The organism is Chromohalobacter sp. (genome assembly GCF_039830575.1).
In the GTDB taxonomy this organism is placed as follows: Bacteria; Pseudomonadota; Gammaproteobacteria; order Pseudomonadales; family Halomonadaceae; genus Chromohalobacter; species Chromohalobacter israelensis.
The window spans coordinates 236,376-250,670 of record NZ_JBDOOX010000013.1 but is presented as its reverse complement, the minus strand read 5'-3'; the positions used below and the strand labels follow the sequence as shown (position 1 = coordinate 250,670).

Genomic DNA, 14,295 nt, shown 5'->3' with positions numbered 1-14,295 from the left:
GCCGACATGCCACGCCTCGATCAACTGCTGGTCACCCAAGGATGGGCGCGTTCACGTACCCGGGCGCAGCGCTTGATTCGCCACGGCCGTGTCACGCTGGTGTCCACGCAGACGCCACGCGTACTGACCAAGCCCGGCGAAACGTTGCCCGACACCAGTCGTTTCGCGGTCGCCGAGGACCCGGAGGAACGCTATGTCTCGCGAGCGGGGCTCAAGCTGGAAGGCGTTCTGGAGGCGCTCAACGTGCGTTTCGACGGCATGACGGTACTCGACGTGGGCCAGTCCACCGGCGGCTTCACGGACTGCGCGTTGCGCTTCGGCGCCGCGCGCGTGGTCGGTATCGAGGTCGGACACGACCAGCTCGCCCCGACACTGCGCGAGGATGCCCGCGTCACCTGCCTGGAAGGCGTCAACGCCCGCGCCCTGCCCCGCGAGCGGCTCGACGCGCTCGCCCCCGAAGGACTGCACGCCGCGGTCATGGATGTCTCGTTCATCTCGCAGACGCTGATCCTGCCCGAGCTGGCCGCCGTGCTGGCGCCCGGGGGCCAGTTGATCTCGCTGGTCAAGCCACAGTTCGAGGTCGGCCCGGGCAAGGTCGACGCCCATGGCGTCGTCCGCGATCCGGCGCTCTTCGCGGACGTCGAGGCGCGCATTCGCACCTGCTGTGCCGATGCCGGCTTCGCGATTCGTCACTGGCAGGAAAGCCCTCTGCGCGGCGGCGACGGCAACCGCGAGTTCCTGCTTCACGCGGTCATCCCCCGCCCCTAGCGGCCGCCGTCACCTCCGCCTCCGTCGGCATCCGTCCCGTCGCCGCTCGGGCTGCGTCCGACATCGACGTCCTCGATGCCGTCGCGCCGTGCCGGCCTCGCCGATACGGCACCATCGCCCAGAGTGGCCGTCTCCTGGGGCCGGGAGCTCACCCAGGCCTGCCGCCCCGAGGCATCGTGCAGCCAGACGTCCATCTGGTTGAAGGCAATGCGAATGCCATGCTGATGGAACAGGGCATCGAGACGCCGGTTGATCTCGTCGCTGGCGTACAGTCGGTCCATCAAGTCGTTGACGAAGATGCGCAACTCGAAGCTGAACGCGGTCGCCCCGTACTCGAGACAGAACACCTGGGGCTCGGGGTCCTTGAGGACGCGCGGGTTTTCCACGGCGGCCTGGCGCAGCAGACGATGCACCAGCTCGAGATCGGAGCCGTGCGAGACGCCGTAGGTCAGCACGACCCGGGTGATGTTGTCGGATAGCGACCAGTTGATCAGTTGATCGGTGACGAAGGTCTTGTTGGGGATGATGATTTCCTTGCGGTCGAAGTCCGTCACCGTGGTGGCACGAATGCGGATGCGGCTGACCGTACCGTGCAGGTTGCCCAGCGTGATGGTGTCGCCGATGCGCACCGGCCGCTCGAAGAGGATGATCAGGCCGGAAATGAAATTGGCGAAGATTTCCTGCAGCCCGAAGCCCAGCCCCACGCCGAGCGCCGCGACCAGCCATTGCAGCTTGTCCCACGACACCCCCAGTGTGCCCAGCGACACCACGACTCCCGTGCCCACGATGGTATAGGAAAGCAGCGACGAAATGGCATAGGCACTGCCCTGCTTGAGGCTCAGCCGCGACAGCACCATGACTTCCAGCAGCCCCGGCAGGTTGCGCGCCATCACCAGGGTCAGCGCCACCAGTGCCAGTGCCATGAGCACATCGGCCACGGTGATCGGGCTGGTGGTCATCGCCTCGCCCTGACCACGCTCGATCTGCCACACGGTGACGTTGTCGAGATAGGACAACACGCCGAGCAGGTCCGCCCAGACGACGTACAGCACCAGCGTGAAGCCCAAGAACAGGATCAGCTTGGAAAGCCGCAGCGACTGCTGATTGACCTGTTCCATGTCCAGCGGCGGCTCCTCGACCACCTCGAGGCCGCTTTCGGTGTCCTCCTTGGCCTGGGCACGACGCCGGGCCACCGCGCGCCGATACGCCAGGCGCCGTGCCGCCACCGCCAGGCCGCGCACCACCGCCGCCTCGACGAGAATCCACAGGCCGAGAATGTAGATCGAGGTGATGAAGCGGCCGATCAGGCTCAACGCGGTGTATTCGAAGCCCATGATGATCAGTCCCGCCAGCACCAGCGGCACCGCCGCCAGCGCCAGTCCCAGCAGCAAGCGGAACAGCTTGAGGCCGAAAAACGGCACATGGGCGAGGATCAGACGCACCAGCACCACGCTCATCGCCACCAGTCCCAGCAGCAGAAACGACAGCGACAGCGGTCGCTCCGCCAGACGGGCTTCGTTGAACGGCGCCACATTGCTGACCAGGATGACCGGAATCAATGCCATGCCCAGCCACAGCAGCAAACGACGCAGGCGCAGTACATAGGCCGGCGACCAGTGGAAGTGGCGTGCGGCCACGCCGTCGGAGACCAGCAGGCGACGCGCCCAGGCCACGACGCCCCAGGCCAGTGCCAGTTGCAGCAACGCATCGCCGAGAACGACGGCGAACCCCTGCCCGCCGAGATTGAGCGCCCCGCCGGCGGCCGCCATCGTCAGGGGGCCGTGGGCGGCGAGCAGTGCGTTGAGCCCGATCGCCCGTGGCGTGTGCATCTGGGTATCGCGTTTCAGTCGCCCGATTTCCTCGTGCAGACGCAACAGCGAAGCCTTGATGCGCCGACGCCACAGCAGCAGCGCGCCGGCCAGCAGCAGCAGCGGCAGCACGGCCAGCGCCCCGGCATCGGGGCGTTGCCACAAGGAAGCCAGCGCCGTGCGCCAGTCGGCGGCCGCCATGCGTTGCCCCAGGGTGGCGGGGAATTGCTGCAGCCATGCCAGATCCAGCGGACGCCCGTTGGCGACCCAGAACAATTGCTCTTCGATGGTGGCGCGCAGCTCCTTGCTGATTTTCAGCAACTGCTGCTGGTTGAGCTGCAGGTTGATGGCAATCGTCAGCAGGTTGCCATATTCCTCGTCGAGCTGGTCGAGCAGCTCGCGACGCGACTCGAACAGCTTGACCAGCGCCTCGCGCAGTCCCGGCGCATCGTCGATATCGGCCTCGGCGAGGCTGTCGTCGGCCAGCTGCTGGGGACGGCGCAGGGCATCGCGCTGCTGGGACAGGTCGAACTGGCGCAAGCGCAGGTCGGCAATGTCGTCCTGAAGACCGCCGAGCGCTTCCACCTCAGGCAAGGATTCGCGCTGCTCGCGCAGGATGCGCGACAACAGCAGGCTGCCGCGAATCGCCTCGATCTGCTCGTTGAGCGTGCGCTGAACCTGGCGCACGCGGTCGAGCTGGGTGCGCGTCTCGATGCCTTCGCGCACCATGGCATTGGCGCGATCGGTGATATCGAGAAGTTCGCGACTCAAGTCACGATTGACCTGCTGCACCTGGGACAGCACCGGATGCCCGGCGATGGCCTCGGCGTCATCGCGGCCGACCTCGGCAATGGCTTTTTCCGACTCGGCACGGCGCTGGCGGTCGAGCGCCGCCTGCAGTGCCGCCAGCTGCTGTTCCTTGAGCGCGATGCGCTTTTCCAGCACGTCGCGCTGCTGCATCGCCAGTTCACGCAGGCGGGTATTGTGGGAGAGTTCGCTCTGGTTCCATTGCGCACGCTGCTCGGCGAGCGCCACCTCGACCCGGTAGCGGTCACGCTTGGCCTGGGCGGCCTCCGACTCGCCCTCCGCGTCGAGCGCGGCAAGCTGCGCCTTGCGGGTCTCGGCGCGCTCGCGCGCCTCGCTGATCGCCGCCTGAGCGCGTTCGGGCAAGGTCTGGGCGCTGATCAACTGCGCGTTGACGTCGGCCAGACGCCCCTGCAATGCCTCGAGGGCTTCCAGGGCGTCGCCGGTGCGGGTCTGCAGGGCAGTCAGCGACAGCTCGTCGAAGTCGTCCGCGCTCGGTGTCGCCGTATCGCCCTCCAGGCGCTGCAGCTCGCCGGCCAATGCCTGCGACTCCTGCGGTGCCCGCGCCGCGCGCTGCTCGAGTTCGCGCAGCTTGTCGTCGAGCGTTCGGAGCTCCTTGAGTCCTTCCAGCGCGGCCCGGGTATCCTCCAGTGCCGCGCGCTGATCGCCATCCGGCTGCTCGATGGCCTGCAGGCGTTCCAGACGTGCCTGCAAGGCGTCGCGCTCGGGCAACGACGTCTGCGCGGCAGCGTCGCCCACCGCCCACAGCAGGCAAACCATCACGAATGCGATATAATGGGCCACACGTGTCCTGGCGCCCCTGATCATGCATCGCCGGGGAAATCCTTGCCACGTCAAAAAACGACACCTGCGTCGGCACGCCATGCTGTTTCCTCGTCACCTAGCGATGCGCCGATTGTCGGCGCGTGACAGGACCTTGGCAATGTTGCGCACCGATATTTGCTTCGCCCTTTCGACGTGATAGAAACATTCACGATCACCCATGTGCCCGGTCGGCCAGGCTCGACGCGTCTTTCCGCTCGCCTCGACATGACATGCGGTTGGGCCACAGCGTTTTACACTATCGACAAGGTATTCAATGACATGGAGTCACCACGCCCCTTCTTGCCGATGATTGCGCTGCTCACCCTGGCGCTTTCCAGCTCCGTGCATGCCGCCACCGAGCTGAGCGCCAGCGAGCGCCAGGCCATCGAGGCGCGCGTGCAGACGCTGGAGACGGAACTGCGCGACCTGCGTCAGACGCTGGCCGAGGATGCCAGCGCGACAGAAGCCGATGCCAGCCCGGCGGAACGCGAGGCGCAGAATCTGGAAACCCGCGTCGACAAGCGTCGCGAGCTCGAGCGCGAGTCTTCGCGCAATCCCCTGGCGGTGACCACCTACCGGCGCAACTATCTGCTGCCGTGGGCCTATAACGCCAACCCCGACCAGGATCGCTTCGCCGAAGTCACCGACGCCACCGATGCCGACAACACCGAAGTCAAGTATCAGCTGAGCTTCAAGGTCAACCTGATCGAAGATCTCTTCGACGACAACGGCGACGTGTACTTCGCCTACACGCAGCGCAGCTGGTGGCAGGCTTACAACTCCGAGGCCTCGGCCCCCTTCCGCGAGACCAATTACGAGCCCGAGGCGTTCATCAGTTTCGACAACAGCATGAGCGCGCTGGGCTGGACCAACACCATCAATCGTCTCGGCTTTGCGCACCAGTCCAACGGCCGTTCCGATCCGTTATCGCGCAGCTGGAACCGCGTCTACGCCGACATGGTGTTCCAGCGCGGCGAATGGGCGGTGAGCGTGGCGCCCCACTGGCGAGTCCCCGAGAACGAGGAAGACGACGATAACCCGGACCTCGAGGACTACATCGGCTACGGCGACGTCACGCTGGTCCGCGCCTTCGGCGACCAGGAAGTTTCGCTGCTGATGCGCGGCAATCCCGGCAAGAGTCATTACGGGGCGCAACTGGACTACTCGTTTCCGCTATTCGGCAAGGTGCGCGGTTACGTTCAGTACTACCACGGCTACGGCGAGAGCCTGATCGACTACGATCACATCAACCGTCGCCTGGGGCTCGGCTTCAGCATCAACACCTTCCTGGCGGGCATTCCCGGACTGGATTGACAATGCATACGGTTGCGCGCTGTTGATGCAGCGCCGTTGCCTGCTATGCTTAGGACGCCATTAACTTGTCAGAGGAAGACACACATGACCATGCAGCCCACCGGCCAGCGTGAACGCGACGCTTCCACCGAGCAGCTCAAAGACGATCTGCGCCACCTGTCGCAAACCGTGGAGGAGCTGGTCAAGGCGACAGCGGACGATTCTCGCGGCCATATCACGCAAGCGCGTGAGCGTGCCCAGCAGCGCCTCACCGAGACGCGCGCCAAGCTCGAAGCCCGCGGCGAGAAGGTATACGACAACGCACGCGATCAGATCGATCACTGCGACCGCTACGTACGCGACAACCCCTGGACCAGCATCGGCATCGGCACTGCGCTCGGGGTCGTCGTCGGCATGCTCATCGGGCGTCGCTAATGGCTGATCGCCAGGGACCGGCGGAGCGCGTCATCACCTCGGTGCGTCGATTGCTTGCCACTCTCGTAGCGACCGGCGAGACGCGCTTGCGCCTCGCCGTTCTCGAGCTGGAAGCCGAACGCGACCGCATGCTCAGCCTGTTGTTGATGGCCGGCGCGGCGTTGATCACCTTTTCGTTCGCCATCGGCATGCTGTTGCTGCTGCTGGTGGTCATGTACTGGGAAGACCATCGCCTGCTGGCCATCGGGCTGTGCTCGGCAGCGCTTTTCGTGATTGCTGCCCTCTGCCTGTACGGCGCCAAGCGTATCGCCAAGCGCCGGCGCCTGATGCAGTCCACCTTGAGTCATTTGGCACAAGACCGCCAAGCGCTGGGGGGTTCTCGTGAATCGTCGTGAACGTGCCGCTGAACTCGACTATCTCGAGGCACGCATTCTGCAGCAGCGGCTCGACATGGGGCACGCCCTGCACGAATGGCGCGATGCCACGGCGCCCATCGATCATGCCTGGCAGCGCGTGATGCAATGGAAAGTGCCGTTGATCGGCACCTTCGGCCTGCTCGCGGCCCAGGGCGCGCGACGCCCGAAGACCGCACGCTCCTGGCTGCGACGCGGCCTTTCGGCGGTATTGCTGGCCAATCGCGCGCGCGCCCTGTATCGGCTGGCACGCCGCTAGCGCCTTTCGCCATGCCCGTCAAAAGCCCCCGACATGGGGGCTTTTTGCGTTGGCAGCGTGTCACGCCAGGCACTCACGAGGCCAGCTGACGTGCCAGAATGTCCTCGACATCCTCGTCGCCCGGCGAGACATGCACGCACGGCACCCCGGCCTGGTCCAGGGCCTCGCGTGTCTGCGCGTCGAAGACGGCCAGGTCGTCGTCATGGCAGTAGACGACCGCCACCGCGCCATGACGGCGCGCCAGCGACGGCACCTCGCTCGGGTAGTAGACCCGCACGCCCTCCACTTGCGTCCCGTGATGCCACGGATAGTCATCGACCGCCGCCAGCGCGTCATAGCGGCGCGACCGGGCAAGCCGCGTGAGCAGACGATAATGCGCATAATCGAGCCCGCACACGATCACCGGCAGACGCTGCTCCGCCTGGCGCGAGCGCCCAGGCCAACGCCATCGACGCAGCGCCTGGACGACTCTGTCCCCGAGGTGTCGCGACATCCTCCCCTCCTCCTCGCTCGCCCTTATCGTCCGCCCGTGCTAGACCGCCTGCCCACAGGCCACGCCCGACGCCCAGGCCCACTGAAAATTGAAGCCGCCCAACTGGCCGGTGACATCCAGCACCTCGCCGATGAAACGCAAAGCCGGCAGCCCCTCCACCTCGAAGGTCTTGGAGGAAATCGCTCGCGTGTCGACGCCGCCCAGCGTCACCTCGGCGGTGCGCCAGCCCTCGGTGCCGGCGGGCTTGAGCTGCCAGCGCTTCAACTCGTCCTCCAGGCGCGCCACCTCACGGTTGGACAACGTCCCCAGCGGCACATCCGCCAGGCCGTGCCATTCGCACCAGGCCTGTGCCAGGCGCTTGGGCAGCCGCTCCCCCAGCCACGTCGCCACCCGCCGCTTGGGCGCGTCGTGTCGCATGGCGGTCAGTTCCCCGGCGACATCGACCTCCGGCAGCAGATCGATGGACAACGCCATGCCCGGTTGCCAATGACTGGAGGCTTGCAGCATGGCCGGCCCGGAGACGCCGCGATGCGTGAACAGCATCGGTTCGTGATAGCGCCCTTCGCCGGCCTCGACCGTCACCGGACAACTCACTCCCGCCAGCGACGCGGCACGCTCGCGCCATTGCGAGGTGAGCGTGAACGGCACCAGCGCGGCCCGGGTCTCGGACACCGATAGACCGAACTGGCGCGCCACGTCATAGCCGAAGCCGGTCGCGCCCATGGTGGGAATCGACAGGCCACCCGTGGCGATGACCACCGTGCCGGCGTCGATCGGGCCACTGGACGTGGCCAGACGCATGCCTTCGCCATGGCGTTCGAGCGAGTCGACCCGGGTCTTGAGGCGCACCTCCGCCCCGGCCCACTCGCACTCGGTCAGCAGCATGGCCACCACCTGCTTGGCCGAGTCGGCACAGAACAACTGGCCCGGCGCCTTCTCGACATACTCGATGGCGTGGCGCTCGACGAGCTCGACGAAGTGACCCGGCGTATACCGCTTGAGCGCGGAGATGCAGAAGTGCGGGTTGGCCGAGAAGAAATTCGCCGGCCCCGTCGCCAGGTTGGTGAAGTTGCAGCGCCCCCCGCCGGACATGAGGATCTTCTTGCCCGCCTTGTTGGCATGGTCGAGCACCAGGACGCGGCGCCCCGCGTATCCCGCGGTCGACGCGCACATCAGTCCCGCCGCGCCGGCACCGATCACCACTACGTCATACGTCTGTGCCATCGTTGCGTCTCGTTCCAGGCAAAGGGTGGCATTCTAAGCGTTATGCGACACCTCGACGAGCGTGGCGCACCGACACCGGTGCAACGCGTTGAACGCAGGCCACGCCGCCGGATCCGCAAACGTGTAAAAAGCGTGCATCATGGCGCTCGAGCCAATGCGCACTTTTATCCGGCGCCCGGGTCGGATACAACGAGAGACATTCCGAAACATGCCAGCGTGCCACTTCAATGGCGAGAGACGTCAGGCGTTACGCAGGCGCTGGCCGCGCGGTCATCATCGCACCGAGACAATAACGAGACATTATGCCCGTACTTTCGCTTCTTGCCGTGGCCGCCCGCGGCCGTCGTCGCCTGGGTGTGGCGCTGCTTGGCCTTTCGATGCTGGGCAGTGCCAACGCACAGGACCCCGATGCCCGTACGTCGGTCATCGCCGCGCCCGTCACCACCACCGAGTGGAGCGATCCGCTGGAAGCGCTGGGGACGCTGCGTGCCGACGAGAGCGTGACGCTGTCCGCCACCGTGACCGAGACCATCGCCGAGCTCAGCTTCGACGATGGTCAGCGCGTCGCGGCGGGCGACCTGCTGATCCGTCTCGACGATAGTGCGGAGCAGGCCGAGCTGCGTGCCGCCAGGGCCTTGCGCCAGGAACGCGAGAACGCCGTGCGCCGTGCCCGGCAACTCCAGGATCGCAACGTCGGTATCCGCGCCGACGTCGAAGATGCCCAGGCCCAGCTGGCGCAGGTCAATGCCCAGATCGACGAGATACAGTCGCGCCTCGCCGACCACCAGCTGCGCGCGCCCTTCGCCGGCACCGTGGGGCAGCGCGACCTCAGCGTCGGCGCCCTGGTCACCCCGGGCACCGAGCTGGTCACCCTCGACAAGCTCGACCGCATGAAACTCGATTTCACCGTCCCGGCGACGTTTCTCGGCGCGCTCGCGCCCGGCATGTCGCTGAGCGCCACCACGGCCAGTTACCCCGAACAGGTCTTTCGCGGTGAGGTCACCAGCATCGGCACCCGCATCGACCCTGTGTCGCGCAGCGTCAGCGTACGCGCCCAGCTGCCCAATCCCGAACGCACGCTGCGCCCCGGCATGCTGATGATCGTGACCCTGGAACGCCGCCCCCGCGACACGCTGGTGGTCCCGGAATCGGTGCTCGTGCCCAACGGCGAGCGTCAATACGTGATGCGCATCGCGCGTGACGCGGACAATCGAATCCAACGGCGCCGCGTGGAAATCGGCGAGCGTCGCGCCGGCGAGGTCGAGATACGCAGCGGACTCCAGGCGGGCGACTGGGTCGTCAGTCACGGCACCACCAAGGTGCGCGACGGCGACCGCGTCGATATCCTCGCCCTCGACGATGGCAGCCGCGAGATCAGCGACATCCTCGAAGCCGCCCGCGACGACGACTCACGTGGCGGAGAAAGCGACTGATGCGTCTTTCCGATACCGCCATTCAGCGTCCGGTGCTGGCGACCGTCTTCGCCCTGCTGTTGATCGCCTTCGGCCTGATCGCCCTCGAACGACTCCCGGTACAGGAATACCCGGCCATCGATCCGCCCGTGGTGAGCATCGAAACGAACTACCCCGGGGCCTCGGCGGATGTGGTGGAAACCCGCATCACGCAGGTGCTCGAGGACCGCATCGCCGGCATCGAGGGCATCGACCTCATCGAATCGACCAGCAGCGACGGCGAGTCGGAAATCGACATCACCTTCAACCTCGATCGCGATATCGAGGCAGCGGCCAACGACATTCGCGATCGCGTCTCCGGCGTGAGCGACAATCTGCCCGAGGAAGCCGAGCCCCCGGAGGTGGAAAAGGCCGACAGCAGCGACGACGTCATCATGTGGCTGAGCCTCACGGCGGAGGGCTACACGGTGCCCGAGCTGACCGACTACGCCAATCGCTACCTGGTCGATCGTTTCGCCACGCAAACCGGGGTGTCACGCGTGCGCGTCGGCGGCGGCAAGGAATACGCCATGCGCGTCTGGCTGAAGCGCAATGCCCTGGCCGCTCGCGGGCTCACCGTCACCGATGTGGAAGATGCGCTGCGCGCCGAGAACGTGGAACTGCCCGCCGGCTTCCTGGAGTCCGACTCGCGGCAGTTCACCTTGCGCCTGCCGCGCAGCTTCGAAACCGCCGCCGACTTCCGTGACCTGGTCATCGACCAGGGTGACGACGGCTACCTCACGCGCTTGAGCGATGTGGCCGGCGTCGAGGTCGGCTCGGTGGAGGAGCGCTCACTGTTTCGCGGCAACGGCGTGCCCATGGTCGGCCTGGGCATCATGAAGCAGTCCACCGCCAACATTCTGGAGGTGTCCCAGGGCGTCAAGGCGGAGATGGCGCGCCTCGAGTCGACCCTGCCCGACGGCATGCAGATGCGGCTCAACTTCGACTCCTCGGTGTTCGTCTCCGGGGCGTTGACGGAGGTCGTGGCCACGCTGTTCATCGCCATGGGACTGGTCGTCGTGGTGATCTTCCTGTTCCTGGGCAATGTGCGCACCACCCTGGTACCCGCGGTCACCGTCCCGATCTCGATCATCGGCACCTTCATCGCCCTGAACGCCTTCGGCTTCACCCTCAATCTGCTCACGCTGCTGGCGCTGGTGCTGGCGATCGGCCTGGTCGTCGATGACGCCATCGTGGTGCTCGAGAACGTCCACCGGCGCATGCAGCTCTACGGCGAAACGCCACTCGTCGCGGCGTTTCGCGGTACGCGCCAGATCGGCTTCGCGGTCATCGCCACCACGCTGGTATTGATCGCGGTGTTCGTGCCGTTGAGCTTTCTGCGCGGCGACATCGGCCGGCTGTTCACCGAATTCGCGCTGACCCTGGCCGCCGCCGTGGCGATCTCGTGCCTGCTGGCGCTGTCCCTGGCCCCGATGATGTGCTCCAAGGTGCTCGACCCCCGCATGCATGAAAGCCGCATCAGTCATGCCGTGCACACCCTGCTCGACGCCACCCAGCGTCTGTATCGCCATGTGCTGGTCACCCTGCTGCGCTGGCGCTGGGCATGTCTGGTGACGTTCGCCGCGCTGCTCGGCGCCACCGTGTGGCTGTTCGGCGAACTGCCCAACGAGTACACCCCGCAGGAGGACCGCGGCAACTTCTTCATCCTCGTCAACGGTCCCGAAGGCGCCACCTTCGACTACATGCAGGATTACATGGACGAGATAGAGGCGCGCCTGCTGCCGCTGGTCGACGAAGGCGAGATTCGCAACATCTCGGTGCGCGCACCGCGCGGCTACGGCAACATCGAGAACTTCAACGACGGCATCGTGATCGTCAGCCTCGCGGCGTGGGGCGAGCGGCGCTCGGCCTGGGACATCATGGCCGACGTGCGCCGGCGTCTCGCGGACCTGCCCGGCGTCGAGGCGGCACCGGTGATGCGGCAGGGCTTCGGTGGGCGCATACAAAAACCGGTGCAATTCGTGATCGGCGGTGGTACCTACGAATCGCTGGTCACCTGGCGCGACCAGCTGCTGGAACGCATTCGCGCAGACGAGGACTCGGGCCTGACCGCCCTGGACAGCGACTACAAGGAAACCCAGCCGCAGTTGCGCATCGAGATCGACTACCAGCGCGCCGCCGCCCTGGGCGTGAACGTCGACACCATCGGCCGCACGCTGCAGACGCTCCTCGGCGGTCGCAGCGTCACCAGCTATGTCGATGACGGCGAGGAATACGACGTCATCCTCGAGGGCGAGCGCGACACGCAACGAAGTCCCCGCGCGCTGGACAACATCCAGGTCCGCTCCGACCGCAGCGGCGAACTCATCCCCCTGGCGAGCCTGGTGACGCTCAGCGACTACGCCGACGCCAGCGAGCTCAATCGTTTCAACCGCGTTCGCGCGATCACCCTGGAAGCCAACCTGGCCGACGGCGCGTCCATGGGCGAGGCCCTGGGCTATCTCAACACGCTCGCCGACGAGGTGCTGCCCGCCGATGCCATGATCGACTACAAGGGCCCCTCGCGGGATTACCAGGATTCCAGCGGCGCCACCACCTTCTTGATGATCATGGGACTGCTGGTGGTCTTCCTGGTCCTCGCGGCGCAGTTCGAAAGCTTCGTGCATCCGCTGGTCATCATGCTGACCGTGCCCCTGGCGATCAGCGGCGCCCTGTTCGGCCTGTGGCTGACCGGCCAGTCGCTGAACATCTACAGTCAGGTGGGCATGGTGATGCTGGTGGGGCTGGCCGCCAAGAACGGCATTCTCATCGTCGAGTTCGCCAATCAGCTACGCGACGAGGGCCGCGCCTTCCGCGATGCCCTGATCGATGCCTCGGTGACGCGCCTGCGTCCGATCCTGATGACCGCCGTCACCACCATGGCCGGCGCCGTGCCGCTGATCTTCGCCAGCGGTCCCGGTGCCGAGACGCGGCTCGTCATCGGCACGGTCATCTTCAGCGGCGTGGCCGCCGCCACATTGTTCACGCTGCTGGTGGTACCCGTCGCCTACGACATTCTGGCCCGACGTACCGGCTCGCCCAGCGATGTCAGCCGGCGCCTGACACGCGAGATGGAAGGAACGTCGTGATGAGAGGAACGTCGTGACAAAAAAATGCCGCCGACAGCATCGGCGGCATGACCAGCAGACAACGGAAAAATTCGGAACACGTCGGGGGAAATAAAACCCCGGCCATCCTAGCCGGGAGTTTGCACGGCGCATCCCTCGCCGCACTTTCATACTAGGGCCTGCTCGGTCATTTGCCTGTCAGAGATCGCCGACACGCACTGTGCGCGAAACGCGGCACGCGCAGAATGGCCGTCAGACGAACTCCTCGGTATCGATGTCCGCCTGCTGGGCCTCGCTGTAGCGCCCACCCCTGACCTGATCGGGGGTCATCATCGCGTTCAGCCGGTCGAGCGACGCGTCGTCCAGATGCCGCGTTTCCGCCGCCAGGTTCTCACGCATGTGCGCGATGTCGCGCGTGCCGGGAATGGGCACGATATCGGCCCCCTGCGCCGTCACCCACGCCAGCGCCAATTGCCCCGGCGTCATCGACAGCGCCTCGGCGAGCGCGGTGAAATCCGTCAGCAAGCGCTGGTTATGCGGGTAATGCTCGGCACTGAAACGTGGCATGTCACGGCGCATGTCACCTTCTTCCAGGTCCGCAGGATCCGCGACCGCGCCTGCCAGAAAGCCGCGCCCCAACGGGCTGAACGCCACCAGCGTGGTGCCCAGTTCACGACACGCCGCGAGCAGGGCGATCTCGGGATTGCGCGTCCACAGCGAATATTCCGACTGCACCGCTGTCACCGGATATTCGGCATGGGCACGACGCAGCGTCTCGGCGGAGACCTCGGACAACCCCACGGCTCGAAGCTTGCCCTCTTCGACCAGCCGTCCCAGTGCCCCGACGCTCTCCTCGATGGGGACCTGGCGGTCCATGCGATGCAGGTAATAGAGATCCAGTCGATCGGTCCGCAGACGCTGCAGGCTCGCCTCGCACTGGCGACGCAGCGTCTCGGGGCGACCGTCGATCACCTTGCGGCCGAGCGCCGGGTCGATCGCCATGCCGCATTTGCTGGCCAGCAGCAACTGATCGCGTCGCCCCTCGAGCGCCTTGCCCACCAGCGACTCGTTGGCGGTCGCGCCATAGAGGGTCGCGGTGTCGAAATGCCGATAGCCCATCTCGAACGCCGCCTGCAACGCTCGTACGCCTTCGGCTTCCGGCACCGGCGCCCCGTAACCATGGGACAGATTCATGCAACCGAGCCCGATGATCGGCGACGCGACTTCCTCGAGCAAAGACAACATGTTCGGCATGGAGAAATCCTTGTACGCAAAAAGAACACGACCGGTCGACGACCGGGATGACAGAGCCCCAGCTTAGCAAGAGAACGCCTTCCCGGGGTGCGCTGTCATCCCACACCGGAACGTGTCCGCTTTCCTGGCGCCAAGCCACAGGCTGACGCGCCATGCCCCCAAGACCGCCGCCCTCAGGAGCCGATCCTGTCTTATCAACA

General features: G+C 66.0%; 11 protein-coding genes. 7 read left to right on the top strand and 4 right to left on the bottom strand.

Going from position 1 to position 14,295, the window contains the following annotated elements:
• Window positions 1–6 precede the first annotated feature (6 nt).
• Window positions 7–768, top strand: coding sequence for a TlyA family RNA methyltransferase (locus tag ABGX75_RS13640; RefSeq protein WP_347410497.1), 762 nt, complete (start codon window positions 7–9; stop codon window positions 766–768).
• Here the strand turns inward: ABGX75_RS13640 and mscK are convergent.
• On the bottom strand, window positions 765–4,184 hold the full coding sequence (gene mscK / locus ABGX75_RS13635) for a mechanosensitive channel MscK (protein WP_258305858.1): 3,420 nt from the start codon (window positions 4,182–4,184) through the stop codon (window positions 765–767). The genes ABGX75_RS13640 and mscK overlap by 4 nt on opposite strands.
• A gap of 300 nt (window positions 4,185–4,484) precedes the next feature.
• Between mscK and ABGX75_RS13630 the strand changes: the two genes are divergently transcribed.
• From ABGX75_RS13630 to ABGX75_RS13615, 4 genes are all read left to right on the top strand, one after another.
• Window positions 4,485–5,519 (top strand): phospholipase A, encoded by a 1,035-nt coding sequence (locus tag ABGX75_RS13630; RefSeq protein WP_110062390.1) that lies wholly within the window; start codon window positions 4,485–4,487, stop codon window positions 5,517–5,519.
• Between the two features lie 84 nt (window positions 5,520–5,603).
• Window positions 5,604–5,933 (top strand): DUF883 family protein, encoded by a 330-nt coding sequence (locus ABGX75_RS13625; RefSeq protein WP_011506744.1) that lies wholly within the window; start codon window positions 5,604–5,606, stop codon window positions 5,931–5,933.
• On the top strand, window positions 5,933–6,328 hold the full coding sequence (locus ABGX75_RS13620; RefSeq protein WP_011506743.1) for a phage holin family protein: 396 nt from the start codon (window positions 5,933–5,935) through the stop codon (window positions 6,326–6,328). Before ABGX75_RS13625 ends, ABGX75_RS13620 begins: the two co-directional genes overlap by 1 nt.
• Window positions 6,315–6,605 carry a YqjK-like family protein gene (locus ABGX75_RS13615; protein WP_011506742.1) on the top strand — a complete coding sequence of 97 codons (291 nt, stop codon included), beginning with the start codon at window positions 6,315–6,317 and terminating at the stop codon, window positions 6,603–6,605. Before ABGX75_RS13620 ends, ABGX75_RS13615 begins: the two co-directional genes overlap by 14 nt.
• Before the next feature lie 73 nt (window positions 6,606–6,678).
• On the opposite strand, the gene ABGX75_RS13610 is transcribed toward ABGX75_RS13615, so the two are convergent.
• Together ABGX75_RS13610 and ABGX75_RS13605 are read right to left on the bottom strand one after the other, a co-directional pair.
• On the bottom strand, window positions 6,679–7,098 hold the full coding sequence (locus tag ABGX75_RS13610; protein WP_287124044.1) for a hypothetical protein: 420 nt from the start codon (window positions 7,096–7,098) through the stop codon (window positions 6,679–6,681).
• 39 nt (window positions 7,099–7,137) lie between these two features.
• On the bottom strand, window positions 7,138–8,322 hold the full coding sequence (locus tag ABGX75_RS13605; RefSeq protein ID WP_287124045.1) for an NAD(P)/FAD-dependent oxidoreductase: 1,185 nt from the start codon (window positions 8,320–8,322) through the stop codon (window positions 7,138–7,140).
• A 302-nt stretch (window positions 8,323–8,624) separates the two neighbouring features.
• On the opposite strand from ABGX75_RS13605, the gene ABGX75_RS13600 reads away from it, so the two are divergent.
• Together ABGX75_RS13600 and ABGX75_RS13595 are read left to right on the top strand one after the other, a co-directional pair.
• Window positions 8,625–9,755, top strand: a complete 1,131-nt coding sequence (locus ABGX75_RS13600; RefSeq protein WP_110062393.1) for an efflux RND transporter periplasmic adaptor subunit — start codon at window positions 8,625–8,627, stop codon at window positions 9,753–9,755.
• Window positions 9,755–12,862: an efflux RND transporter permease subunit gene (locus ABGX75_RS13595; RefSeq protein ID WP_110062394.1), complete on the top strand. Its 3,108-nt coding sequence runs from the start codon at window positions 9,755–9,757 to the stop codon at window positions 12,860–12,862. The genes ABGX75_RS13600 and ABGX75_RS13595 overlap by 1 nt, the downstream gene beginning before the upstream one ends.
• Before the next feature lie 231 nt (window positions 12,863–13,093).
• On the opposite strand, the gene ABGX75_RS13590 is transcribed toward ABGX75_RS13595, so the two are convergent.
• Complete coding sequence (locus ABGX75_RS13590; RefSeq protein WP_110062395.1) at window positions 13,094–14,095, bottom strand: aldo/keto reductase; 1,002 nt, start codon at window positions 14,093–14,095, stop codon at window positions 13,094–13,096.
• Window positions 14,096–14,295: the final 200 nt, after the last annotated feature.